This is a genomic window from Xanthomonas hortorum, from assembly GCF_011305375.1.
Lineage (GTDB): Bacteria > Pseudomonadota > Gammaproteobacteria > Xanthomonadales > Xanthomonadaceae > Xanthomonas > Xanthomonas hortorum_E.
Map to the genome: position 1 here is coordinate 1 of NZ_VCME01000018.1, position 24621 is coordinate 24621.

General features: G+C 63.1%; 21 protein-coding genes. 6 read left to right on the top strand and 15 right to left on the bottom strand.

Annotated features, from left to right (window positions below):
* A partial coding sequence (locus tag FFY45_RS21985) for a hypothetical protein (protein ID WP_217902622.1) occupies positions 1–253 on the top strand: 253 nt, incomplete at its 5' end.
* Positions 254–500: 247 nt separating this feature from the next.
* Here the strand turns inward: FFY45_RS21985 and FFY45_RS15700 are convergent.
* Complete coding sequence (locus tag FFY45_RS15700; protein WP_023904310.1) at positions 501–1493, bottom strand: LacI family DNA-binding transcriptional regulator; 993 nt, start codon at positions 1491–1493, stop codon at positions 501–503.
* Positions 1494–1670: 177 nt separating this feature from the next.
* On the opposite strand from FFY45_RS15700, the gene ptsP reads away from it, so the two are divergent.
* The 4 genes from ptsP to FFY45_RS15720 all read left to right on the top strand — a co-directional run bounded on the left by ptsP (position 1671) and on the right by FFY45_RS15720 (position 8495).
* Entirely contained in the window at positions 1671–4190 is a 2520-nt protein-coding gene (gene ptsP, locus FFY45_RS15705) for a phosphoenolpyruvate--protein phosphotransferase (protein ID WP_176341144.1), read from the top strand.
* Positions 4187–5143 carry a 1-phosphofructokinase gene (gene pfkB / locus FFY45_RS15710; protein ID WP_176341145.1) on the top strand — a complete coding sequence of 319 codons (957 nt, stop codon included), beginning with the start codon at positions 4187–4189 and terminating at the stop codon, positions 5141–5143. Before ptsP ends, pfkB begins: the two co-directional genes overlap by 4 nt.
* A gap of 149 nt (positions 5144–5292) precedes the next feature.
* A complete protein-coding gene (locus FFY45_RS15715) occupies positions 5293–7032 on the top strand; it encodes a PTS fructose transporter subunit IIC (protein WP_176341146.1) in 1740 nt (579 codons plus the stop codon).
* Positions 7033–7217: 185 nt separating this feature from the next.
* The gene (locus FFY45_RS15720) at positions 7218–8495 is read left to right on the top strand and encodes a carbohydrate porin (protein WP_176341147.1); all 1278 of its coding nucleotides are present in this window, start codon (positions 7218–7220) and stop codon (positions 8493–8495) included.
* Positions 8496–8824: 329 nt separating this feature from the next.
* Here FFY45_RS15720 and FFY45_RS15725 read toward each other — a convergent pair whose 3' ends face one another.
* The 13 genes from FFY45_RS15725 to FFY45_RS15785 all read right to left on the bottom strand — a co-directional run bounded on the left by FFY45_RS15725 (position 8825) and on the right by FFY45_RS15785 (position 21869).
* Positions 8825–9745 carry a CPBP family intramembrane glutamic endopeptidase gene (locus FFY45_RS15725; protein WP_176341148.1) on the bottom strand — a complete coding sequence of 307 codons (921 nt, stop codon included), beginning with the start codon at positions 9743–9745 and terminating at the stop codon, positions 8825–8827.
* Between the two features lie 466 nt (positions 9746–10211).
* Positions 10212–10868: a hypothetical protein gene (locus FFY45_RS15730; RefSeq protein ID WP_176341149.1), complete on the bottom strand. Its 657-nt coding sequence runs from the start codon at positions 10866–10868 to the stop codon at positions 10212–10214.
* Positions 10869–11344: 476 nt separating this feature from the next.
* Positions 11345–11557 carry a hypothetical protein gene (locus FFY45_RS15735; RefSeq protein WP_053841515.1) on the bottom strand — a complete coding sequence of 71 codons (213 nt, stop codon included), beginning with the start codon at positions 11555–11557 and terminating at the stop codon, positions 11345–11347.
* 93 nt (positions 11558–11650) lie between these two features.
* On the bottom strand, positions 11651–12136 hold the full coding sequence (locus tag FFY45_RS15740) for a hypothetical protein (protein WP_176341150.1): 486 nt from the start codon (positions 12134–12136) through the stop codon (positions 11651–11653).
* A gap of 451 nt (positions 12137–12587) precedes the next feature.
* Positions 12588–13319 carry a hypothetical protein gene (locus tag FFY45_RS15745; RefSeq protein ID WP_176341151.1) on the bottom strand — a complete coding sequence of 244 codons (732 nt, stop codon included), beginning with the start codon at positions 13317–13319 and terminating at the stop codon, positions 12588–12590.
* 81 nt (positions 13320–13400) lie between these two features.
* Positions 13401–14084 carry a hypothetical protein gene (locus FFY45_RS15750; RefSeq protein ID WP_176341152.1) on the bottom strand — a complete coding sequence of 228 codons (684 nt, stop codon included), beginning with the start codon at positions 14082–14084 and terminating at the stop codon, positions 13401–13403.
* Between the two features lie 76 nt (positions 14085–14160).
* Positions 14161–14832 (bottom strand): PhoU domain-containing protein, encoded by a 672-nt coding sequence (locus tag FFY45_RS15755; protein ID WP_176341153.1) that lies wholly within the window; start codon positions 14830–14832, stop codon positions 14161–14163.
* Positions 14833–15304: 472 nt separating this feature from the next.
* Entirely contained in the window at positions 15305–16273 is a 969-nt protein-coding gene (gene secF, locus FFY45_RS15760) for a protein translocase subunit SecF (protein WP_104551151.1), read from the bottom strand.
* Between the two features lie 91 nt (positions 16274–16364).
* A complete protein-coding gene (gene secD, locus FFY45_RS15765; protein ID WP_176341154.1) occupies positions 16365–18209 on the bottom strand; it encodes a protein translocase subunit SecD in 1845 nt (614 codons plus the stop codon).
* A gap of 191 nt (positions 18210–18400) precedes the next feature.
* On the bottom strand, positions 18401–18754 hold the full coding sequence (gene yajC, locus FFY45_RS15770) for a preprotein translocase subunit YajC (protein ID WP_006448914.1): 354 nt from the start codon (positions 18752–18754) through the stop codon (positions 18401–18403).
* A gap of 131 nt (positions 18755–18885) precedes the next feature.
* Positions 18886–20031: a tRNA guanosine(34) transglycosylase Tgt gene (gene tgt / locus FFY45_RS15775; RefSeq protein ID WP_176341155.1), complete on the bottom strand. Its 1146-nt coding sequence runs from the start codon at positions 20029–20031 to the stop codon at positions 18886–18888.
* Between the two features lie 81 nt (positions 20032–20112).
* Positions 20113–21183, bottom strand: coding sequence for a tRNA preQ1(34) S-adenosylmethionine ribosyltransferase-isomerase QueA (gene queA / locus FFY45_RS15780; protein ID WP_176341156.1), 1071 nt, complete (start codon positions 21181–21183; stop codon positions 20113–20115).
* A 254-nt stretch (positions 21184–21437) separates the two neighbouring features.
* On the bottom strand, positions 21438–21869 hold the full coding sequence (locus FFY45_RS15785; protein ID WP_006448917.1) for an Lrp/AsnC family transcriptional regulator: 432 nt from the start codon (positions 21867–21869) through the stop codon (positions 21438–21440).
* Between the two features lie 121 nt (positions 21870–21990).
* On the opposite strand from FFY45_RS15785, the gene FFY45_RS15790 reads away from it, so the two are divergent.
* Positions 21991–23487 carry an aminotransferase class III-fold pyridoxal phosphate-dependent enzyme gene (locus FFY45_RS15790; RefSeq protein ID WP_176341157.1) on the top strand — a complete coding sequence of 499 codons (1497 nt, stop codon included), beginning with the start codon at positions 21991–21993 and terminating at the stop codon, positions 23485–23487.
* 220 nt (positions 23488–23707) lie between these two features.
* Here the strand turns inward: FFY45_RS15790 and FFY45_RS15795 are convergent, their stop codons facing one another.
* Positions 23708–24415 (bottom strand): glycosyltransferase family 32 protein, encoded by a 708-nt coding sequence (locus tag FFY45_RS15795; RefSeq protein ID WP_176341158.1) that lies wholly within the window; start codon positions 24413–24415, stop codon positions 23708–23710.
* Positions 24416–24621 lie beyond the last annotated feature (206 nt).

Sequence of the window (24621 nt, forward strand, 5' to 3'; positions counted from 1 at the left end):
CATGAAACTGGAAACGGTGCCCAAGGGACTGATGCGCCAGCACCTGATGCCATTCCGTCGGCGCAAGACGTTCGACGATTATGTGGACCAAAAACTTGAGATACGGTTTGCGTTGGAGTGTTTGCCCAGCGCAGATAATCACGTGCGAACGGCTGAGATCCAGGCTCTCACTGGTGGCCCACGCCGGCTCTCGACACCTAAACTGCCAGATTCCGAACAGATAAGGCTCTTACGCGGCATCCATGCCGCGTAAGGTCCCGCGACGGTGGGCGGGCAAGGACCAGTCGGGATGGTCGGTGTGCGGCGTTTTCCAACAGAGCAACCGTTAACCGTGTGCTGCAGTGTCTTCGTTCTTCAAATAACGTCACCAGCCAACTGTCTGATGCGGTGCCCTCGCCGATTGCGGGACCGTGTTCACGGCGTGTCCCGCGAGCGGTGAGGGCACCGCACGCGCGACGAGCCAGGATTTTTGGCCGGCGCTGGGCGCTACTTCGGGACGGTTAGATACCCGGCCTGCGGGCGCCGGTGGAGCCACGCACCACGCAACGGCCGGTCATCACCAGGCGGCGGATCGGCAGCTGCGGCGATTTGAGCCGTTCCAGCAACAGCGACATCGCCGCGCGGCCCATGTCTTCGACCGGCTGCTCGACCACGGTGATGCCTGGCTCGACCAAGTCGGTCCAGCGCTCGTTGTCGAAGCCGGCCAGGGCCAGGTCGTCGGGAATGCGCAAGCCGGCGGTGCGGGCGGCCTTGAGCGCGCCCATCAACAGCAGGCTGTTACTGGTGACGATGGCTTCGGGCCTGTCTGCGCTGGCCAGCCATTGGCCGACTTCGGCAATCGCCGCTTCGGCGGTGGGCGCCACTTCGCGGTACGCAGGCGTCAGCCCCTGCGCGCCCATCGCGGCCAGATAGCCGTTGCGGCGCTCGGCCGCAGTGGTGCTGGTGCCGAACAGCCCGCCGATGCGTTCATAGCCCTGCGCCTGCAGATGCGCGACCAGTTCGCCCATCGCTGCGGCGTTATCCAGCACCACGCTGTCGTAGCGGCTGCCGGGGCCGGCGCGGTCCACCAGCACGGTCGGGTAATCCAGCGCGAGTTCGTGCATGCGCCCCACCGTGACCCGGGTCGGGGCGAAGATCAGCCCGGTGATGCGTTCTTCCTGCATCAGTTGCAGGTACAGCGCCTCGCGCTCGGGGTCTTCGTCGGTATTGCACAGGGTCACGCGCATGCCCGCGCGATAGGCGACCTCTTCCACCGCACGGATCAGCGCGGTGAAGTACGGGTTGCGGATATCGGCCACGATCACCCCCAGGATGCCGGACTGCTGGGAGCGCAATCGCCGCGCCATCAGGTTGGGCCGGTAACCGGTCTGGCGCACCGCTGCTTCGACCTTGGCACGCACCTCCTCGCTCACCGGGCCGGTGCCCAGCGCGCGCGAGACCGTCGATTTGGATACCCCAGCCACCCGGGCCACGTCATTGATGCTGATGCTCACTGAGACATACTCACTGGGACCGTTCCCGCTCCATTGTGCGCACCTGCACCCAGGTGCTGCTTCAACTTCGATGCTAACCCGAAAGCACTACAGCGCTTTTGTGCAGTGCACATTGACCTGAGCGTGGGAACGTTCCCACACTACTGTCTAGCCCGTTCCTACTCCCCGGAGTCCGTCTTGTCCTCTCCGTCGCCTGTCGCTCCCGTCACTCCCGAACTCGTACGCCTGCGTGCGCATGCCCGCGACAAGGACGACGCCATCGCCCAGGCCGCCCAGCTACTGGTCGCCGCCGGCTGCGTTGCGCCGGGCTACGACGCCAGCATGCGGCGCCGCGAAGGCCTGGCGAACACCTTCCTCGGCCACGGCCTGGCGATCCCGCACGGCGTTGGCGAAGACCGTCACCTGGTGCGCCGCGACGGCATCGCCGTGCTGCAGTTGCCCGAGGGCGTGGAATGGAACCCCGGCCAGATCACCCGGCTGGTGGTCGGCATCGCCGCCCAGTCCGACACCCACATCACCCTGCTGCGCCGCCTGACCCGCTTGATCCAGGACCCGGCGCAGCTGGAAGCGCTGTTCACCACCGACGACCCCGGCGTGATCGTGGCCGCGCTCACCGGCGACCGCGCGCCAGACACCAGCGCCGCACCGGCCACCGACCTGGCCGAAACATTCGAGTGGACCATCGCCTACCCCAGCGGCCTGCATGCGCGCCCGGCCACCCGTTGGGCCGAGACCGCTCGTGGCTTCTCTGCGCGTGCGCAAGTGCGTGCCGGCGATCAGGCCGCCGATGCCAAGAGCCTGGTCGGCCTGCTGCAGCTCGGTCTGCGTGCCGGCGACAGCATCACCGTCTCGGCCGAAGGCAGCGATGCAGGCGCGCTGCTCAAGCGCCTGCGCGCAGTGATGGACAGCCTGACCGCGCAGGAAAAGGCCGATGCCGAACGCGCCGCGCAACGCCGCGCTGCACCGGTCATCGGCTGGACCCCGCCACAGGCGCAGCCGGCCATCGTCGGCATCGGCGCCAGCCCGGGCGTGGCAATCGGCATTGTGCACCGCCTGCGTGCGGCGCAGACCGAGGTGGCCGATCAACCGGTCGGCCTGGGCGATGGCGGCGCATTGCTGCACGACGCGCTGACCCGAACCCGCCAGCAGCTGGCGGCGATCCAGGACGACACCCAGCGCCGGCTCGGCGCCTCGGACGCGGCGATCTTCAAGGCCCAGGCCGAGCTGCTCAACGACACCGACCTGATCACCCGCACCTGCCAGCTGATGGTCGAAGGCCACGGCGTTGCGTGGTCGTGGCATCAGGCGGTGGAACAGATCGCCTCGGGCCTGGCCGCACTCGGCAACCCGGTGCTGGCCGGACGCGCAGCGGACCTGCGTGATGTCGGCCGCCGCGTGCTGGCCCAGCTGGACCCGGCCGCCGCCGGCGCCGGCCTCACCGACCTGCCCGACCAGCCCTGCATCCTGCTCGCCAGCGATCTGTCGCCGTCGGACACCGCTAACCTGGACACCGAGCGCGTGCTCGGCCTGGCCACCGCGCAAGGCGGGCCGACCTCGCATACCGCGATCCTGTCGCGCACGCTCGGCCTGCCGGCGCTGGTCGCTGCCGGCGGCCAGTTGCTGGATATCGAAGACGGCGTCACCGCCATCATCGACGGCAGCAGCGGGCGGCTGTACATCAATCCGTCCGAGCTGGATCTGGACGCGGCCCGTACGCACATCGCCGAGCAGCAGGCCATCCGCGAGCGCGAAGCCGCCCAGCGCGCCTTGCCGGCAGAAACCACCGACGGCCACCACATCGACATCGGCGCCAACGTCAACCTGCCCGACCAGGTGGCGATGGCACTGACCCAGGGGGCCGAAGGCGTCGGCCTGATGCGGACCGAATTCCTGTTCCTGGAAAGCGGCCGCACGCCCAGCGAAGACGAACAACACGCTACCTACCTGGCAATGGCGCAGGCGCTGGATGGCCGCCCGCTGATCGTGCGGGCGCTGGACATCGGCGGCGATAAACAAGTGGCCCATCTGGAATTGCCGCACGAAGAAAACCCGTTCCTGGGCGTGCGTGGCGCGCGCTTGCTGCTGCGTCGCCCCGACCTGCTCGAACCGCAACTGCGTGCGCTGTACCGCGCCGCCAAGGACGGGGCGCGGCTGTCGATCATGTTCCCGATGATCACCTCGGTACCGGAGCTGATCACCCTGCGCGAAATCTGCGCACGCATCCGCGCCGAGCTGGACGCACCGGAAGTGCCGATCGGCATCATGATCGAAGTGCCCGCCGCCGCTGCGCAGGCCGATGTGCTTGCGCGCCATGCGGATTTCTTCTCGATCGGCACCAATGACCTCACCCAGTACGTGCTGGCGATCGACCGCCAGAACCCGGAGCTGGCCGCCGAAGCCGACAGCCTGCATCCGGCGGTGCTGCGCATGATCCGCAGCACGATTGAGGGCGCGCGCAAGCACGACCGCTGGGTCGGCGTGTGCGGCGGCCTGGCCGGCGATCCGTTCGGCGCCAGCCTGCTGGCCGGGTTGGGCGTGCAGGAATTGTCGATGACGCCCAACGACATCCCGGCTGTGAAGGCACGCCTGCGTGGCACCGCGCTGAGCACCTTGCAGCAGCTGGCCGAGCAGGCGCTGGACTGCGAAACCGCAGAGCAAGTGCGCGCGCTTGAAGTCAAACGCGAGGGCCAGGCATGAGCCTGCAGGCCATCACCGTCACGCTGAATCCGGCGATCGATCAGACCATCCAGCTCGAGCACTTGCAGCCGGGCGCGGTGCATCGCGCCAGTAGCGTGCGCAACGACGCCGGCGGCAAGGGCATCAACGTGGCCGCCTGCCTGGCCGATTGGGGCACTGAGGTCGCCGCGCTCGGCGTACTCGGGGCAGGCAATGCCGGCGTGTTCGAGGCGCTGTTCCGCGAGCGCGGTATCACCGACCACTGCCAACGCGTGGACGGCGAGACCCGCACCAATCTCAAGCTGGTCGAAGCGCGCAACAACGACACCACCGACATCAACCTGCCCGGGCTGCGCCTGGACCAGCCGCATCTGCAGGGCGTGGCCGATCAGCTCGCCCCGCTGCTGCGCCCCGGCCTGCCGGTGGTGTTGTCCGGCAGCCTGCCGGCCGGCTTGCCGGACGACAGCTGGGCACAGTTGCAGGCGCAGGCCAGCGCCGCTGGCGCACGCGTACTGCTGGATACCAGTGGTGCGCCACTGGTGGCCGCACTCGGCGCCGCACGCGACGCGCTGCCTTACGCAGTCAAACCGAACCGGCACGAACTCGAAGCCTGGACCGGCCGCCCGCTGAGCGATCGCGCCGCGCTCAGCGCCGCCGCGCACGAATTGATCGCGCGCGGTATCCAGCTGGTCGTCATCTCGATGGGCACAGACGGCGCCTTGTTCGTGCAGCGCGACCAGCGCCTGATTGCGCGTCCGCCGCGACTGGCGCAAGGCAGCAGCGTGGGCGCAGGCGACGCGATGGTGGCCGGCCTGGCCGCCGCGCTGTTGGATGCGGCCACCGATCTGGAGCAGTGCGCGCGGCTGGCCACGGCGTTTTCGATGTGCCGGCTGGAAAGCGGCGACGCGCGCAGGCTCAGCGCCGACGGCGTGCGCCGCGCTGCGGCCGACGTCGTGATCGAGACGCTGTCGTGAGCGCTGCCCTGCACTTGCCGGCGACCGCCACGCAGGTCTGCGCGCGTCATTCCGGCTGCCGTCATTCCGGCACACGTCACCCGCACGCGTAACGCCCACATTCCCCCCGCCGGCCTCACCGGCGACCGCAATACAGCAGGAGTTTTGCCATGTCCTCTTCCATCGTGGTCATCGCCGCCGGCGAACGCAGTACCGAAGCCGTTCTGGCGGCCGAAGCGCTGCGCCGCGCGGCCACCGCCGCCGAGCGCAGCGTGACGATCGAAATCCGCAGCGACCAGGGCGTGCTCGGCGCACTGCCGACCGAGCTGACCAACGGCGCCGCGCACGTCCTGATCGTCGGCGATGCCGATGCCGACACCGCGCGCTTCGGCGACGCGCAACTGCTGCATCTGAGCCTGGGCGCGGTGCTGGACGACCCAGCCGCCGCCGTCAGCCAGCTGGCTGCCACCACCGCACCAGCCAGTACATCGGCAACGACCGACGCATCCGGCGCAGGCGGCAAGCGCATCGTTGCGATCACCTCCTGCCCCACCGGCATCGCGCACACCTTCATGGCCGCCGAAGGCCTGCAGCAGGCGGCCAAGAAACTCGGCTACCAGATGCGGGTGGAAACGCAGGGGTCGGTGGGCGCGCAGGACGCATTGACCGACGAGGAAATCCGCGCGGCCGACGTGGTCATCATCGCTGCCGACCGCGAAGTGGACCTGGCCCGTTTCGGTGGCAAGCGGCTGTTCAAGAGCGGCACCAAGCCGGCGATCAACGATGGCCCGGCGCTCATCCAGAAAGCCCTGGCCGAAGCCGGCGTGCACGGCGGCACAGCTCCGGTTCCGGGCGCCGCCAAATCCGAAAACAACGGCAATGCCCGCACCGGCGCCTACAAGCACCTGATGACCGGCGTGTCGTTCATGCTGCCCTTCGTCACCGCCGGCGGTTTGTTGATCGCGCTGGCGTTTGCGCTCGGCGGCATCTATGCCGGCGACGATGCCCACCAGGGCACGTTGGCCTGGTCGCTGTTCCAGATCGGCGCCAAGGCCGGCTTCACCCTGATGGTGCCCGCGCTGGCCGGCTACATCGCCTACTCCATCGCCGACCGCCCCGGTATCGCGCCCGGCATGATCGGCGGCCTGGTCGCGGCCAACCTCAATGCGGGTTTCCTCGGCGGCATCATTGCCGGCTTCATCGCCGGCTACGGCGTGGCTGCGCTCAACCGCTACATCCGCCTGCCGCGCAACCTGGAAGGGCTCAAGCCGGTGCTTATCCTGCCGGTGCTGGGCACGCTGCTGGTCGGCCTGGCGATGATGTACGTGTTCGGCCAACCGGTCGCCGACCTGCTGGCCTGGCTCACCGCCTGGCTGCGCGGCATGCAGGGCAGCAGCGCGCTGCTGCTGGGCCTGTTGCTCGGCGGCATGATGGCCTTCGACATGGGCGGGCCGGTCAACAAGGCCGCCTATGCGTTCTCCACCGGCCTGATCGCCAGCCAGGTCTACACCCCGATGGCCGCCGCCATGGTGGCCGGCATGACCCCGCCGCTGGGCATCGCGCTGGCCACCTGGGTGTTCCGCAACCGCTTCACCGTGGAAGAACGCGGCTCGGCCACGGCCGCCGGCGTGCTCGGGCTGGCCTTCGTCACCGAAGGCGCCATCCCGTATGCCGCCCGCGACCCGCTGCGCACCATCCCGGCGCTGGTGATCGGCTCGGCTGTGGCCGGCGCCATTTCGATGACCGCCGGTGCCGAGTTGAAGGCACCGCATGGCGGCATCTTCGTGCTGCTGATTCCCAACGCGGTGACCCACCTGCTCAATTACGTACTGGCCCTGGTGGTCGGCGTGGTGGTCACCGCAGTGGCACTGCGCCTGCTCAAGAAGCCAGTGGCCGACGTCGTCGCCTGACGTTCGGCCGCCCCGCCCCGACCGATTCCACACCGCGCATCCGGCGCATCTGATCGCTGATCTGCGTCACCCCTGACTGGTTTCACCGCTGCGCTGCGCACCTTCGTGCGCGGCCAGCGGCTTGCCCACCCCTTAGCTGTCGCGTCCGCCTTCTCGGCCACGCCCTCTTTGTTCGGAGTCCTGCCATGACCGCCCTCGCCCCCCGCCATGCCCGTCCCCGCCTGCTGTGCCTCTCGCTGGCACTGGCGCTGACCCCGCTCGCCCACGCGCAGGATGCTGCCGATGCCTTCAAGCTCAAGCTGGGTTACACCGGCGAAGCGGCCTCGATGATCGACGGCGGGCGCAAGAACGGCGATGCCTACGCCGGCCAGCTGATGGTCGGCACCGATGTCGACATGGACCGCCTGTTCGGCTGGGGCGGCGCCACCGTCAAGCTGTACGTCACCAACCGCCACGGCACCAACCTGGCCAACAGCAGCATCAGCAACAGCACCTCGGTGCAGGAAATCTACGGCGGCCAGGGCACGCGGCTGGCCAACTTCACCCTGCTGCAAAAACTCTTCAACGACCGCCTGGAACTGGAAGCCGGCCGCAGCGTGGCCAATATCCACTTCCTCGGCTCGGACCTGTGCCAGTACTTCCAGGGCAACTCGGCCTGCGGCAACCCCACTTTCGTTTTTCGCACCAGCAACTTCACCTACTGGCCTGTCTCCAGCTGGGCCGCGCACGCCACCGCCTGGGTCACACCCAAGGTCTATGTGCATGTGGGCGCGTATGAGGTGAATCCGGTGCAGGCCCAGGACGGCCAGCACGGCCTGAAGTGGAGCACCGACGACACCACCGGCGTGGTGGTGCCGTACGCGGTCGGCTACAAGAACAAGGGCGGCGACGGCAGCATGGCCGCGATGTACGAACTCGGCGGCTGGCAGGACAACTCCGATTACACCGACCCGCTGCGCGACCGCAACGGCAATCCGGCCGTGCTCAGCGGGTTGGGCTATGAAAACAAACAGGGGCGCTCGGGCCTGTTCGGCCGCTTCGAACAACAGGTCACCAACCCCGACCCGTCCGGCACCCGCGGCCTGACCGTCTTCGGCGCCATGCTCAAGAGCACTGGCGGCCAGGCGATCGAGGACCACTTCGTGCAACTGGGCCTGGTGCAGAAAGGCACCTTTGCCAGCCGCCCGCAGGACAACATTGCGTTTGTGATCACGCAACAGAAGTACAGCGACGAAGCGATCGAAAACCTGCGCCTGGCCCGCGCCTCGGCCGGCGGCACCGGCACCCCAGCCGACAACCAGATCATGATGGAGCTCAGCTACGGCATCCAGGTCACCAAGCGCCTGCGCATCGCGCCGAACCTGCATTACGTGATCAACCCGGACCAGTTCAACGAGCCGACACGCACCAACGATCTGAAGAACGCGCTGATCGCGGGCATGCGGATCGATTGGAATCTGTGACCCGTCGAGAAGCTGCGCGCGTTGCGCGCATGCTTGGCGGGCACCACTGCCTGAAGTGAGTGGCGGGTGCGTTGCATCTGACTGCAGTGCAACGCATGGCATCGATTCGGTTGGCTTGCGCATTTGCCGGATATGGCCGACGAGTTTGATGAGCCGCGTCGGTACGCAATCGCACGTAATGAGGCTTTATCGGCCCACCTGGTCGCGCGCAAGCCAGTCGCTGGACACGCAAGATCACGCGACGACGGATGCCGAAGCTGTAATGACCCACCACTGCCTAACGCCGGAGTTAAGGCGCGTGCGGTACGCACGTCGCCTTGAACGAATTGTTAGGCCGCCGGCTTGAGGAAGGCGCCACGCCGTCGTGCCGCGCGCAGCAACAGCACAACCACGACTGTGGCTGACACGATCACCAGCAGCGAACTTTCCGGACCGAACATTCCGCCGGTCAGCCAGTCGGGCCCGGCATAGCGGCTTTCGAGCGGCGCTACGGCGCGCCAGTCCTCGATGCCGGAAAGCGGCACGCCACTGAGAAAGATGGTGAAGTTCCATGCTGAGTGATTGGCGGCCACCACCCACAGGTTGCGCGTCAGGACGAACAGCCCGCCCCATAGCAGGCCCAGCACTGTCACCGAAATCAGCATGACTACGATATCGCCGGGTCCACCGTGCGCCACGTTCTCCAAGTGCGGCAGGGCGAACAGCACCGCTTGCACCGCCAATGCCACCACTGTTCCCCAAGCCCGCTCCAGCAGACGAAACAGCAGGCACCGGTGGACCAGCTCTTCTAGGGTGGCCGCAATTCCAATGAAGGCCGCCACGCCCAGCAGAGCCGGCGAGGCGCCGCGAAACAGCACCAGTTCGTAGGCGCCGAACGCGAACAGCATGGCGATCGGCAACGCTACCAGAGCGGCGCCGCCTACACCGCCAAGTATCAGGGGAACCGGCTGCAGCTGCAGCTCGGTCGCTTTGCGCCTTTCATGCCAGTGCACATAGGCCCAGTAGCCCACGATGGCCACAAAGATGATGCCGGCACGTCTGAACACGCTGAGCCATGCGGGTCCAGGCTGGAACACCGTATCGATCAGCGGTAGCAGGCCTTGCCGAAAGACCAGTACCGAACCCATGATCGCCACTCCGCCCAGCAGGAGCGAGCCAAGCATCCGGAAGGTGACGCGTATGCGCTGGCGCGCGATGCCTTCCGATTCTGCAGGAAGGGTGCGGCTTGGGTCGAAACGATCAGAAGACATGGCATCTTTGCTGGATAGAGATGAGTCAGGGGAGCAGAGAATCTGCAGACGGGTCGTGATCTTTCATGTCGGCCTAACGCCTGAATTAAGCCGAGTTGCGAAGCAACTTCGGCTTTAATGAGTTGTTAGGCAGTGAGTGGCCGCAAGGGTTGGATCGTGCAACCATGCTCCCCAGCACTGCCGCCTGGGCCGAGTGTGCCACAGCTCGCGGGATGAAGCTTGCCCAGCGACGCTGCGGCGCGTGATGCCACCGAAGCCAAATGCAACGAGCGCAGCGCGGCAACAACGTACGAGGGCGAAGCACCGAATTTACCGCAACCAGGCAGCGGTGATGACTGCTGTCCGGAGCCGACCGAATGCACGGCCGCGAGCTCACCGAAGCAGCAACCACCAACGCATTTGCTGCACCACCGCCTAACGCCTGAGTTAAGCCGCGCCACGAAGTGGCGTCGGCTTGAATGAACTCTTAGGCTTGCTTGTAGAGATAAGGCAGGCCGTGAACGTCAAGGTACTTCTTGCCAATAAAAAGAAACGTATTGTTTCCTGAACTTCGAATGCCGGCCAGCGATTTCAGATTGGCATCCAGCATCACCTCGCTCTTCTTTTCAGACTCCATCCGGCGGCGGAGTCCTGGAAGGTTCAAGTGAGTTGAAGAAAATATGTGCCGCACTAGCGGAATGGTTTCTACGGCCAGTAAATCGTACAATTTCTTTGGCTCTTCTTTCGGGAAGACTCTTGCAAAGCAAAGATAGCGGGGAACAACGACAGGAACGCCCGACTCTAGAATTGAAACTGCACGTTGAAGCTTGTTCAACTCAGTGACTTCGTACACGCCATTCACAGTGTTTCGCAAAGTAAGCGATAAAGGGTACTTATTGCAGTCGTCTTCACTGTTGTAGAGAAGCCTGCTGGCAGCAAGAAATACAGCCGTGGTCGTTTGATATCTCACGACAAGGTCCGAGGACGCGGACATATCCAAAACTTGCGCTGTCGGAGATGAAGCTTGCGATTCTTCTTCAACACTAAATACTTCTCCATTGAGAAGACTCTGAAGAGGTGCCTTTACGATGAGCTTGAACAGCTCTATCGCCTGAAGAGACGAGGTCGATATCTTGTCGTTCATAGAGGTCAAGTGGCAGGCCTAACGCTGGAATTAAGCCAAGTTGCGAAGCAACTTCGGCTTGAATGAGTTGTTAGGCAGTGAGTGGCCGCAAAGGTCGGATGGTGCAACCATGCTCCCCAGCACTGCCGCCTGGGCCGAGTGTGCCACAAGTTGTGGGATGGAGCTTGCCCAGCGATGCAGCGGCGCGTGATGCCACCGAAGCCAAGTGCAATGAGCGCAGCGCGGGAACGACGCACAAGGGCGAAGCACCGACTTGCCGCACCCAGCAACGGTGATGAATACTCCCCGGAGCCGACCGCATGCGTGCCAGCTAACCGACCGAAGCGGCAACCACCAACGCAGTTGCCCCACCACGGCCTAACGCCTGAGTTAAGCCGGCCCGTTGCGCGGCCACGGCAGAGTGACAATTCTACGACGCTCTGCCGAGGCCGCGAAGCGGGCTCGGCTTGAACGAATTGTTAGGCAGCCGCCGATCGTTACTCTTCGAGCATCCCGTGATAGCGACCCACCGAGGCCACGGCATTTACAAATTCCTTGGCAGTAGCGAGATCCATGATCACTGACTTTCCGTCGATAATTAGGTAAATGCTGTCATCTGGATAGAAGGACGAGCGGCCAAGCTCAATGTCAAAGGAGACATCATCTTCTTGGTCCTTCACAACTTTGTTGAAATACATTGTCGTAGCCATGGCGTTCTCCTTTGAAATGCGAATGAGCTCGATGCTGCTGCCTAACGCCTGAATTAAGCCGACCCGCGAAGCGGGTTCGGCTTGAATGAATTGTTAGCGCCAACCCGCAGCATGCCGATGCTCACATGCGAACTGGATGGTGCGCAGAAGTGGATATTGCTCTGGAATTGCGGCTTTTGCCACGCGCTTGCCAGAAATACCAGCGACGATCTCAGCGAATAATTCTGCCGTGGTCATGATCCGGCCACCGGCCAGCGACTTGACGTTGGCATTGCTGGCAAAACCGAGCAGCGCAATTTGCTCAATCTCTGACGGGAGCACGATGCCTTGGAAGAGAGCGGGGATATGACTGCGGCCTGCCAAGAACTTTTTGGCAAAGCGCTCCTCGCGTTTGGCCCAAGTGTGAGCGTCCATGGACGGCTCCACATGCACCAAATGTTGTTTCTCCGGGTGGAAGGCGACCACGTCAAGCTCGCAGTCGTAGCCACCCTTGTCGCGTTTCCCAACCTGCACGTTGCGGCGGACGAAGTACCCGCGATACTCGTACCACTCTGCCACCAGCTGCTCGAGATGATTCATGTGGGCGCTAACGCTTGAATTAATCCGAGTTGCGAAGCAACTTCGGCTTGAATGAGTTGTTAGGTAGCAGCCTCACTTTACTGCCAGCTCTGCGAAGCGCTCGGTTGCGAGTGCCCTAGTACGCATAACCACCGGCACCGAAACTACTAAAAAGATTGCTTTTGCGTATTCCGGTAGGAGTATCAAACCGGTGTTGAACAGCAGGACGTATAGCAGCGCGGCTCCCCCCAACAGAGAGGACAAAAGAGATCTGCGAGGCGGCATTACTGATGGTGCAAGATGTCCTGCAGCCAAGACAGAACAAATTGGCTTTGCCCCAGTTGTTCAGAAAGACCAAGTCCGCCCAAGAGAACGTGATTGGCTTTCCGCAGGTTGGACACGGCTTTTGTCTCATCTGCTACCTAACGTTTGAATTCACCGGCTGCCGAAGGCAGTCCGGTGGAATGAATAGTTAGAAGACATTCTTAGTTAGCCACTCCGCTCCCGAGATCAATTCCTCCACTTGCTCCTTAGTAGGGTCAACATCCTTTTTGTGCGAGCAGAGGTTGCGAAGGTCGGCTAGAAAACTGATCTTTCGCCAACTCGCCGTATCGGTTACAGAGGCAGCTTTGAGCGGGTCGTTGAGATCGGCGATCGTAGGGTTCTTTTTGGCAATCTTGATTCCGTGCGAATCAGCCACTTTCTGCAGATGACCTTCAATAAGAACACCAACTAGTGCGCCTGCCGCTCTGGGACTCACTTTTAATAGTTGCCGAGCAACCGCTACCTCGTTGTCCTGCAGTTCTGCGTATAGCTCGCCCTCGATATTCGACAAGACCGAATCAATCCGCCCCTCAATTGCATTCAGGATTGTTAGCTGATTGAGGAAGCATTGCAGCACCTGCTTTCGCGTGTCGAACCCCTCGTATTGATACCCACCAGGCGCAACACCCTTAAGATAGTCTTGAATGACATACGTGCCGTATCCAAGCGACTTCCTCTTCGGATCTACCTCGTAGTAGCCACGAAATTCAGCGTGTCGATCTGGAGCTAACGAGGCGACGGCCTTCAGCGCCTTTGTGTACCAGCATTGGTAGTCGTAGTGGAATTTCTTCTCTTCCTTCTTTTGGAAAGAGACAGCCAGGTCCGCGCCTTCCTTATAGAGGGCTGCTAGTTCTTTGTGGATTGCTTCGCGCTTGGTCATCTTGTCTTCTAACGTTTGAGCTCAGGCCGCGGCCCGTCAGGGTCGTCGCGCCTGCAGCGAATGGTTAGCCGGCACCGGCAGTTATTTGATAATTCTCTTGGTTCCATCGGCTTCGGTTACTTCAACTGAGGCAGTTATGGTCATCATGATTGGGCCACCCGACTCTTTTCGCGAATTCGCGTTGAAAGCGGGATAAAGGCTGGCGACCACTTCATATGCGCCATCAATAAGCCCTCCCAAGCTGGCGGTGTCCATGCTCAGCCTTCTAAACCTAATGACTTTACCCTCATCTCCGAAAACTATGGATATAGGCCCATTACCAGTTTCTGAGGCGATGATTTGTGCATGCATGTGGTCGAACTGATTCCTAATTTGGCGCAGCGACTCCATCTCCCCTTCGCAGCTTCTGGAGAAGTCATTTGCACTTTGAAAAGAATTCATCCTCCTAATTGCCATGCACGCTCTGTACGTTGCCATCACGCAGTCTTCAATTTCCTCCGATACATCGAGGATGTGGAACACTGCACCACCATCTTTCGACTGATCTGAGTCTTCTTGGCGCCGGACTAACTCTCTCGCCTTCAAGTAGTGCCTTGATGCACTTGCCACGGTATTCAGTAGCCAAGACCGCAACTTCCGGTCATCTTGTGAAAGATTTGGATCGGGGATAAATACGCACGCAAACGAATGCCTCTTCAACCCCTCAACATTTCCGTGAAGATCGGGAATATTTCCAAGCTTCGGCATTTTCTCTACTTTGCTCATTACAACCATCCCTGATAGCGCCGGCTAACGCCTGAATTAAGCCGACTCGCGAAGCGAGTTCGGCTTGAATGAATTGTTAGGCGCCACTGCGAAGGTCCAGCTTTATCTGGCCCAATTCCTTCAAGAATTGGTCGACGTCGGTTCTAGGAAGTGTTAGCACAAACGAGAACTTATTCCCTACGCCGGCAAACGATGTTCCGAGCAATGTTCCATTTCCATGAGAGTCGATGATTACGCGGTCATGTATCAATTCCGTCTCGTAGTACGAAGCGTCGACACCTCGCTCAGCAATACGCCTTTTGAAGTTCTTGAAAATAATTCCCTCCGGCCCAGGAAGGTGAAAGATCTCTACTGATCTCAGTTCTGGACTCGATAGAAGATCGATCAGGTAATCAACGTAGTCATTCTTGTTCTTAAACCCTTTGGCCGGCTTGTTGAACTGAAAGAAGTACGGGTCACATATTACGAGATGGGCCGAGTTCTTAGTTTTTTTCCTGACGTGCTTCTGATCCGAATCGATGTTGCCCGGGACGCCGGTCAGGAGCTGTAATATTCCCTCTCGTTCGTTAGAGCCACCGGAGAGTGCACAGCATCCATGATGCGAAGACATCTCTTCTAGTTTTTCTTCAATTCTGGCCAAGCGGTGAAAGAATTCATTCTCCCGCCGGAATAATCGTTCGGCGTGCCACCTGTCTCGCCTCTCGAATGCGGATATCAATCGTTCAACTTGCTCTTCAGTCAGATCCATTGTCTCCCCCAGTGGCGCCTAACTACTATTGGACCGCCGAAATGCGGTGTTGCACGGAGTATCTTCGATCGCTGGCGCTTTGTGAATGGGGAAATCCTAGCCGCGATCACAGGATTAAACGATGGCAAGCGGACTCCACCATTGCGAGGCTTATAGCTTTATCCAGCAAGGACACAGGCGTATGAAATACACGAAAACAATGGCGTAACAGCACGACCGCGTGCGCGTTGGGCACTAAAGCCTGCGCACCGAGCAGGCGTATCTCAGTTGGATACGGCGCTTCATCCTGGCCAGCGGCTCTCTACCGCAAAGTACTGCATATCGATCGGCATCACGTGTCCGACGAAATCCCTCGTGTTTAAGATCTTGAGTAGTGGCGTCACAGTGCACACCATGCAGTTACAACGTCCAACGCCAGAAACGAAAAAACCGCGCAACGCGCGGTTTTTTCGTCACACCTTTTGCCAACCGATCAAGGACGACGCGCCAGCGCCTCCACGTCCTTGGCCTTGGGCAGCAGATCCTGCTTGGTCACCGCGAACGGCCCGATGCTCAGCATCGGCACGGCGACGATGATCGAGGAGATCACCACGATCACCGCGCCGATCATGTGCGTCTCGGCCAGGCCTTCCATCGACTCGCCGCCGTAGATGTACAGGGCCAGTGCCGACAGGAAGAACATCACCGCGGTGATCACCGTGCGCGAGAGCGTCTGGTTGATCGAGCGGTTCAGCACTTCCAGCGGCTCCACGCGCAGCGCACGGAAATTTTCGCGCACGCGGTCGAACACCACGATGATGTCGTTGATCGCAAAACCCATCACCGACAACAGGCCCGCCAGCACGGTCAGATCGAACTCGCGGCCTGTCAGCGACACGAAGGCGACCGTCACCAGCAGGTCGAACAACGCAGTCAGGCTGGCGACCACCGCGAACTTCCACTCGAAGCGGAACGCGATGTAGATCAGAAAGCCCACCAGCATGAACACCGTGGCGTACACGCCGTTCAAGGCCAGGTCCTTGCCGACCTGCGGGCCGACGAATTCGCCCGGCTGCACGGTAGCGGGATTCTGCGCGGTGCTGACGGCCTTGCGCACTTCTTCGGCCACGGTGGTGGCGGCATCGTCGCGGTTGTTGTGCTGCTCGCGCGCCTGCAGGCGAATCATCACCTCGTTGCCGCCGCGCGCGTTCTGCACCTGGGCGTTTTCGAAGCCGGCCTTGGCCAGCTGCTCGCGCACCTGGTCCACGTCCACCGTCTTCTGGAACGAGGTCTGCACCAGCGTGCCGCCGGTGAATTCCAGTGCGTAGTTGAACCCCTTGCCGACGATGATGCCGATCGAGGCGATCGCCAGCACCAGCATCAAGATCAGCACCGGCTTGCGCAGGCGCATGAAATCGATCTTGGTGTCGTTCGGGATCAGATGAAGCGGAAAAATTTTCATTCAAAGATTTTCCTGGAAAGTCCGCACATGGATGTGCGGGCTCTTGCGAGGGACTCGCATTTTACCTGCGGGCTCTTGCGAGGGACTCGCATTAAATAGCGACAGACTTCAGCTTCTTGCGGCTGCCATAGATCAGCACCGCCAGCGCGCGCGACACGGTGATCGCGGTGAACATCGAGGCGAAAATACCGATGATCATGGTCAGCGCGAAGCCCTTCAGCGGGCCGGTACCGAACGCATACAGCGCCACGCCGACGATCAACCCGGTCAGGTTGGCGTCGAGGATGGTGCCGCCGGCCTTCTCGTAGCCGGCAACGATCGCCGACTTGGGCGGCACGCCGAGACGTAACTCTTCGCGGATACGCTCGTTGATCAGCACGTTGGCGTCCACCGACAGGCCGACCGACAACGCCAGACCGGCAAAGCCCGGCAACGTCATGGTGGCGCCGAACAGCGACATCACCGCAATCACGATCAGCAGGTTGAACAGCAGCGCCGCCGAGGTGATCGCGCCGAACATGCGGTAGTAAATGGTGAAGAACACCAGGGTGAACACGAACGAGAACACCACCGCAGTGACGCCGCGCTCCACGTTCTCCGCACCCAGGCTCGGGCCGATCACGTATTCCTCGACGAAATCCATCGGCGCGGCCAGCGAGCCGGACTTCAACAACTTGGCCAGGTTCTCGGCTTCGGTCTTTTCCAGACCGGTGGTCTGGAAATTCTTGCCGAACACGCCGGCGATGCGGGTCGGCGACAGAGCCTCTTCCTTGACCCGCACGCTGCGCACTTCCTTGCCGTCAACCATGGTCACGGTGGGAATGCGCTCGATGTAGACCACCGACATGAGCTTGCCGACATTGGCGCTGGTGTAGTCGAGCATGCGCTGGCCGGCGACGTTGTTGAGCGTCACCGCCACCGCCGGCATGCCGTTCTGGTCGTTGCTGACGCTGGCACTGACCATCTGATCACCCGTCACCAGCGCGCGCTTGTTGAGCAACACCGGTGCATTGCTGTCGCGCAGACGGTAGACCTTGGCTTCCGGCGGAATGGTGCCGCTGCGCACGGCATCTTCGGCATTGCCTTCGACCACCGCACGGAACTCCAGCGAGGCCGTGGCACCGATCAGGCGCTTGGCCTCGGCGGTGTCCTGCAGGCCCGGCAATTCGACCACGATGCGGTCTTCGCCCTGGCGCTGGATGGTCGGCTCGGACACGCCCAGCGCGTTGACACGATTGCGCAAGGTGGTGAGGTTCTGCTCGATCGCACCGCTAGCGATCTGCTTGAGTTCGGCCTCGGGGACCTTCACTGCGATGTTCTGGCCACTGACGTCATAGGTCAGCGTTGGCTGCGCCTTGGCCAGCGCGGTACGCGCGGCATCGGCGCTGGCGCCCTCGCTCAGGCTGACCTGGATGCTGTTGTCGCCGCGACGCTCGACCGAGCGATAGGCGATGCGGCCATCGCGCAAGGTGGTGCGGATGTCTTCGGCAAAGCCGTCCAGGCGCTTTTCCAGCGCGGCCTTCTGATCCACCTGCATGGCGAAATGCACGCCACCGACCAGATCCAGGCCCAGCACCATCGGCCGGCCGCCCAGCTTGGCCAGCCAGTCCGGCACGGTCGAGGCCAGGTTCAGCGCCACCGTGTAGTTCTCGCCCAGTTGCTGGCGCAGCACATCGTTGGCGCGGGTCTGTGCCTGCAGGTTGGGCAGACGCACCATCAGGCTCTCGCCTTCCTTGGTGACGGCCTTGGGCGTGATGCCGGCGCTCTTGAGGTCGGCGTCGATGCGGCTACGCAATGCGTCGTCGAGTTGGGCACCGCGGCTGGCGGTGATCTGCACGGACGGGTCTTTCTGGTAGACGTTGGGCAACGCATACAGCGCGCTGAGCGCCAGCACCAGCAGGATCAGGAAATACTTCCAGCGAGGAAATTCGAGCATTGCGACAGTCCCGCGCGACACCATCCCGGCGACGCGCCTAGCAGTGAGAACGACTTCAAGCGGCCAACACAAGGTCGCGAGCGGTCGTCAGGTGGATGCGGGCGGTGCCGGGACGGGAGTATTGCGACCCACCGGTTCCCAGCACCGACTGCGCCCGCCTGACGGTGCGCGCAGTAGTTTTGGAGCCGCTCTTAGCTGGCGGACTTCAGCGTGCCCTTGGGCAGCACATGGCCCACGGCACTCTTCTGCACGCGGATGCGCACGTTGTCGGCCACTTCCACGGTGATGAAGTTGTCGCCGATGTCGCTGATCACGCCGGCAACGCCGCCGGAGGTGATCACTTCATCGCCGCGCGAGAGCTTCTCCAGCAGCGACTTGTGCTCCTTCTGGCGCTTCATCTGCGGGCGGATCATCAAAAAATACATGACCGCGATCAGGATGATCGGCAACGCGAAGGTGGACAGGCTTCCCATCGGGCCGGCGGCCGGCGCGCCACCGGTGGCCTGCGCCTGGGCGACGGGGATCAGGAAATCGAGCAGATTCATTCAATGCATCCTAGTTTGGTGCCAGCGCGCCAACCGGCCCGCTCGCTATTCAGGTACCGCCGAAGCGGAACAGCCGGGAATTATGCCATGCGGGTTCCCAACCGTCCGCGCAAGGGCGCGGACGGCCGGTTTCAGCTGGTTTCCCCCGGCAACGGCGGCGTGATGGCGCCGCGTGCCGCATAGAAGGACCGCCGGAACTCCACAAAGGTTCCCGAGGCGATCGCCGCGCGCAGGTCGGCCATCAATTTCTCGTAGTACCAGAGGTTGTGCAGGGTGCCCAGCATCGGCGCCAGCATCTCGTTGCAGCGGTCCAGATGGCGCAGGTAGGAGCGCGTGTAGCCGCTGCTGCAGGCGTGACACCCGCAGCCCGGCTCGATGGTGTCCAGGTCGCGCTCGTACTTGGCGTTGCGGATGCGCACGGTACCGAACGAGGTGAAATAGTGGCCGTTGCGCGCGTTGCGGGTAGGCATCACGCAATCGAACATGTCCACGCCACGCGCCACGCCTTCGACCAGATCCTCGGGGCGGCCCACGCCCATCAGGTAGCGCGGGCGCTCGGCCGGCAGGCGCGGATGCAGGTGTTCGAGCATCGCATTGCGCTCATGCTCCGGCTCGCCCACCGCCAGCCCGCCGATGGCGTAACCGTCGAAACCGATACCTTGCAGCCCATCCAGCGAACGGCTGCGCAGGTCCGGATGCACCCCGCCCTGCACGATGCCGAACAGCGCTGCATCGTTGCCCAGCCCGTCATGCGCATCGCGCGAGCGCTGCGCCCAGCGCAGGCTCAACTCCATCGAGCGCCGTGCCACCTCCTCGGTGGCCGGGTACGGCGTGCACTCGTCGAAGATCATCACGATGTCCGAATCGAGCACCTTCTGGATCTGCATGCTTTCTTCGGGGCCCAGGAATACGCGGGCGCCATCGGTGGGCGAGGAGAAGGTCACGCCTTGCTCGGTGATCTTGCGACGATGCGCCAGCGAAAACACCTGGAATCCGCCCGAATCGGTGAGGATCGGCCCGTCCCAGCGCGCAAACCCGTGCAGCCCGCCGTGATCGCCGATCACATCCAGACCCGGACGCAGATACAGATGGAAGGTATTGCCCAGGATGATCTCCGCACCCAGCGCACGGATTTGCTCCGGCAGGATGCCCTTGACCGAGCCATAGGTGCCCACCGGCATGAACGCCGGCGTTTCCACCGTGCCGCGCGGAAAGGTCAGACGGCCGCGCCGCGCATGGCCGTCGGTGGCTTGAAGCTGGAACTGAAGTCGGGACATTGAAAGGCCGGGAATGGGGAATCGGGAGTGGAGAATCGGAGAAGCGGTTGGCGAATGTCGGAACGCGTGGCGGGTACTGCCTTACGATTCCCCATTCCCGATTCCCCATTCCCTGCCCCACAGCAGCATCGCATCGCCGTACGAAAAGAAGCGATAGCGCTGCGCGATGGCGTGTTGATAGGCGGCGAAGATGCGTTCGCGGCCGGCAAAGGCCGAGACCATCATCAGCAGTGTGCTTTCGGGCAGATGGAAGTTGGTGACCATCGCATCGACGCTGCGGATGCGGTAGCCGGGCAGGATGAAGATCTGGGTTTCGCCGGCGAATGGAAGCAGTTCGCCATCGGGCGCAGCATCGGTTTTACGCCAGGCGCTTTCCAGCGAGCGCACCACCGTGGTTCCCACCGCAATGACGCGGCCGCCGCGTGCGCGCGTGCGCCGCACCTGCTCGACCAGCACGGCACCGACGTTGAGCCATTCGGTGTGCATCACGTGCTGGTCCAGTGCATCCACGCGCACCGGCTGGAAGGTACCGGCGCCGACATGCAAGGTGACATGGCCGAACTCCACCCCGCGCTCGCGCAGCTGCGCCAGCAGCGCCTCGTCGAAATGCAGGCCGGCGGTGGGCGCGGCGACCGCGCCGACTTCGCGGGCGAACACGGTCTGGTAGCGCTCGCGGTCTTCCACACCCGGCTCGCGGCGGATGTACGGCGGTAGCGGCAGCTGCCCGGCCTCAGGCAGCCACTGCTGCAGCGGCGAAGGAATATCGAAGCGCAGCAGATAGAACTCGCCATCGCGGCCCAGCACCTCGGCCTGCCCACCGGCATCGAGCGCGATCAGGCTGCCGGCCTTGGGCGACTTGCTGGCGCCGATCTGCACGCGCGCCTCGCGCTCACCAAGCAGCCGCTCGATCAGGATCTCCACCCGCCCGCCGCTGGCCTTCTGCCCGAACAGGCGCGCCGGGATCACCCGGGTGTCGTTGAAGATCAGCAGATCGCCCGGCTGCAGCAGCTCGGGCAGATCGCGCACCTGGCGGTCGACCAGCGCCTGCGGTGACGGCGGCACCACCAGCAAGCGGCTGGCAGCACGCTCGGCCAGCGGCGCCTGGGCGATCAGTTCGTCGGGTAGCGAATAGTTGAAATCGGACTTCTTCAAAGGTTCGGCGGTGCAGCGATTGGGGGCGCTAGTTTAGCGGGACATGCTGGGGACATCCTTCTCCCGGCGGGAGAAGGTGGCGCGCAGCGCCGGATCAGGGTACGGGCGAAGCCTCATAGAGTTGAATGACACATGGGCTTCGCCCCCGTACCCTCACCCCAACCCCTCTCCCGGGGGGAGAGGGGCTTCGTTTGTTCGCGAATAATGGCTCTTACGATCCCCGACCCCCGATCTCCGACTCACGATTCCCGTCCCTACCGCTCAAACTTCGTCGACAGAATGATCGACGTCGTCGTGCGCTCCACGCCATCGATCGCGCCGATGGCGTCGGTGAGCACGTCCATTTCGTTGACGCCGCCGACCACGCCCAGGGCGATCAGGTCGTAGGCGCCGCTGACCGAGTGCAGCAGGCGCACCTCGGGGATGTCGCGCAGTGCCTTGACTACGGCCGGCATCTTCTTGGGCAGCACGGTGATCAGGATGTGCGCGCGGATGCGGCCCTGTTCGTAGGCGTCGTGGGTGCGCACGGTATAGCCGCTGATCACGCCGTCGCGTTCGAGTTTTTCGATACGGCTTTGCACGGTCGTGCGCGACAGCCCGAGCCGGCGCGCGATCTGCGCGGTGGAGGCGCGTGCGTCCTCGCGCAACAGCGACAGCAGGCGTTCGTCGGAGGGAGTGATTTTCACTTTTGCCCAAATGGTTCGTTGATTCGACGAAAATACCCGACTTCCTGCCCGGATTCACGCTGCCAAACGCCGATCTTCTGCCGATAATAGAAAGGGAACGCCACCTTGTAGGAGATGCGCCATGTCCGTCCTTGCCCCACTCGCCCCGCTGCGTGCCCATGCCGGCCGCCGCCTGACCGATGGCCTGGACGATGCCAGCATCGTGCGCCTGGCCAGCACCCACGACGATCTCGCCCAGGCCATCGATGCGGCCGCCGCCGAATACGCGCTGGTGCGCGCCGAGGTCGCCGACCTGCTGGATCTGGACGAAGACGCGCAGATCGGCGCGGTGCAGGACGGCTTCATCAACTTCTATGCCGACGATGCGGTGACCCCGTACGTGGCGCTGGCCGCGCGCGGCCCGTGGGTGGTCACGCTCAAGGGTGCGGTGCTGTACGACGCCGGTGGTTACGGGATGCTCGGCTTCGGCCACACGCCTGCGCCGGTGCTCGAGGCCATGGCACGCCCGCAGGTGATGGCCAACGTGATGACGCCCAGCCTGGCGCAGCGCCGGCTCGACCGCGCCCTGCGCGCGGAGATCGGGCATACGCGCGGAGGCTGTCCGTTTGCGCGCTTCATGTGTCTCAACTCCGGTTCCGAGGCCGTCGGCCTGGCCGCACGCATCGTCGACACCAACGCCAAGCTGCACACCGACCCGGGCGCCCGGCATGCCGGTGCCACCATCAAGCGCGTGGTGGTCAAGGGCAGCTTCCATGGCCGTACCGACCGCCCCGGCCTGTATTCCGATTCCAGCCGCAAGACCTACACCAAGTACCTGGCCAGTTACCGCGACGAAGACTCGGTGATCGCGATCGCGCCGTACGACGTGGCGGCGCTGCAGCGCGCCTTCGAGGAGGCCGCGCGCAATCACTGGTTCATCGAGGCGGTGTTCCTCGAGCCGGTGATGGGCGAAGGCGACCCGGGACGCGCATTGCCAGCCGCGTTCTATGCCGCGGCGCGCGAGTTGACCCGCCTGCACGGCAGTCTGCTGCTGGTGGATTCGATCCAGGCCGGCCTGCGTGCGCATGGGGTGCTGTCGGTGGTGGATTACCCCGGCTTCGAACAGCTCGACCCGCCTGATCTGGAAACCTACTCCAAGGCACTCAACGCCGCGCAGTACCCGCTGTCGGTGCTGGCCGTGACCGAACACGCCGCGCAGGTGTATCGCAAGGGCACCTACGGCAACACCATGACCACCAACCCGCGCGCGCTCGATGTCGCCTGTGCCACGCTGGCGTTGTTCACTCCGCAGGTGCGCGCCAACATCCGCAGCCGCGGTGCGCAGGCGATCGCCAAGCTGGAAGCCTTGCAGTCCGAGTTGGGCGGCTTGATCACCAAGGTGCAGGGCACCGGCTTGCTGTTTTCCTGCGAACTGGCACCGCAGTTCAAGTGTTACGGCGCCGGTTCCACCGAGGAATGGCTGCGCCACCGCGGTGTCAACGTGATCCACGGCGGCGAGAATTCGCTGCGCTTCACGCCGCACTTCGCCATGGACGAAGACGAGCTCGATCTATTGGTCGGCTTGATCGCGCGTGCGCTCAAGGAAGGCCCGCGCCAGGTGCAGGCCGAGGCCGCCTGAGGCTGGACATCTCTCAACGCCTGAAACTCGGAAGTCCCGTGGGCTGCCGCGCTGAGGGCGCGAGATCTGTGACATAGCAAGCACGATGCGAAGCGCGCTTGCGCAAGCGCCCTTCACCAGCGTGAACCGCACAAAACGCCGCGTTGAGTGACGCAGCGGGAATCATCCCGGTGACGCCATGCAAATCCGTTCAACAGATCTGCATGGCGACCGGCAGCAATCAGATCGGCACCGCGCTCAACTTGCGACGCAGGTAATTGGTCACCGCCCGGCGCGTCGACTTGCCGCGCCACGATGCCCAGCACAGATGCGAGCCGACGGCGATCTTGCCGCCGCGGTGGCCGAGCCCGAACCAGGTACGGTCCGGATGGAATGCATCGCGCGGCGGGAACACGATGCCGGAGAACTGCTCGCCATACGCGTTGTAGAAGCGCGTCAGACCGCGCGGGCCGGAGATCATCGGAATCTGCCGGTGATCTTCCAGCGTCTCCGGCGCATGCACATTGAAAATGTGCTCGATAAAGGCGCGCCACAAAGGATGCCCTGCCTGGGAACCGAAGACGGCATTGCCGATCTTGAACTGATCGTTGCCTAGCGCGCCATCTTCGATCGGCAGCACGCATTGCTGTACCAACAGGTCGGCGCCCAGCGGCTGCAGCAGCTTGTAGTCGGTGTCGAAATAAAAGCCGCCGTGCGCGTGCATATAGGCACATCGGGCGATATCGGCCTTCATCACGCCGAAGCGGACCGCCTCGTAGCGCTCGGCGAATTCCGGGAACGCGCGACGCATCAGTTCCGAATTGTCCGCGTCATCCCAGACGTAGCAGACCCAGTCCGGCAAGAGCCGCTGCAGACGGGCCTGGATCCTGCGTTCTTCCCACTGCAATTGCTTGGTCGGCGCGGTCAGATGAAACACATGGGGAATCATGGTGGTTTCTCGGGGGCTGGGGGCACCAACACCTCCATCCAGCGCCGACCTAACACCCGGCTACCCGGATGGAGATCCGGCTAACCACACCCTATGCCCATTTTTTGTGTGATGTAACTCACACTTTTCAATTGGCATACGAGGTAACCATTGGAAAAATCAATGCATCAGCGAAGTTTCCTCACATCTCCCTAACTCCGTGCGCC

Excerpts from the sequence above, each read along its gene's own strand:
- pfkB (WP_176341145.1), top strand. The coding sequence starts at position 4,187 with ATGAGCCTGCAGGCCATCACCGTCACGCTGAATCCGGCGATCGATCAG.
- FFY45_RS15740 (WP_176341150.1), bottom strand. The coding sequence starts at position 12,136 with ATGAATCATCTCGAGCAGCTGGTGGCAGAGTGGTACGAGTATCGCGGG.
- secF (WP_104551151.1), bottom strand. The coding sequence starts at position 16,273 with ATGAAAATTTTTCCGCTTCATCTGATCCCGAACGACACCAAGATCGAT.
- FFY45_RS15755 (WP_176341153.1), bottom strand. The coding sequence starts at position 14,832 with ATGGATCTGACTGAAGAGCAAGTTGAACGATTGATATCCGCATTCGAG.
- FFY45_RS15725 (WP_176341148.1), bottom strand. The coding sequence starts at position 9,745 with ATGTCTTCTGATCGTTTCGACCCAAGCCGCACCCTTCCTGCAGAATCG.
- FFY45_RS15715 (WP_176341146.1), top strand. The coding sequence starts at position 5,293 with ATGTCCTCTTCCATCGTGGTCATCGCCGCCGGCGAACGCAGTACCGAA.
- FFY45_RS15730 (WP_176341149.1), bottom strand. The coding sequence starts at position 10,868 with ATGAACGACAAGATATCGACCTCGTCTCTTCAGGCGATAGAGCTGTTC.
- FFY45_RS15750 (WP_176341152.1), bottom strand. The coding sequence starts at position 14,084 with ATGAGCAAAGTAGAGAAAATGCCGAAGCTTGGAAATATTCCCGATCTT.
- FFY45_RS15745 (WP_176341151.1), bottom strand. The coding sequence starts at position 13,319 with ATGACCAAGCGCGAAGCAATCCACAAAGAACTAGCAGCCCTCTATAAG.
- FFY45_RS15790 (WP_176341157.1), top strand. The coding sequence starts at position 21,991 with ATGTCCGTCCTTGCCCCACTCGCCCCGCTGCGTGCCCATGCCGGCCGC.
- tgt (WP_176341155.1), bottom strand. The coding sequence starts at position 20,031 with ATGTCCCGACTTCAGTTCCAGCTTCAAGCCACCGACGGCCATGCGCGG.
- FFY45_RS15735 (WP_053841515.1), bottom strand. The coding sequence starts at position 11,557 with ATGGCTACGACAATGTATTTCAACAAAGTTGTGAAGGACCAAGAAGAT.
- FFY45_RS15795 (WP_176341158.1), bottom strand. The coding sequence starts at position 24,415 with ATGATTCCCCATGTGTTTCATCTGACCGCGCCGACCAAGCAATTGCAG.
- secD (WP_176341154.1), bottom strand. The coding sequence starts at position 18,209 with ATGCTCGAATTTCCTCGCTGGAAGTATTTCCTGATCCTGCTGGTGCTG.
- yajC (WP_006448914.1), bottom strand. The coding sequence starts at position 18,754 with ATGAATCTGCTCGATTTCCTGATCCCCGTCGCCCAGGCGCAGGCCACC.
- FFY45_RS15720 (WP_176341147.1), top strand. The coding sequence starts at position 7,218 with ATGACCGCCCTCGCCCCCCGCCATGCCCGTCCCCGCCTGCTGTGCCTC.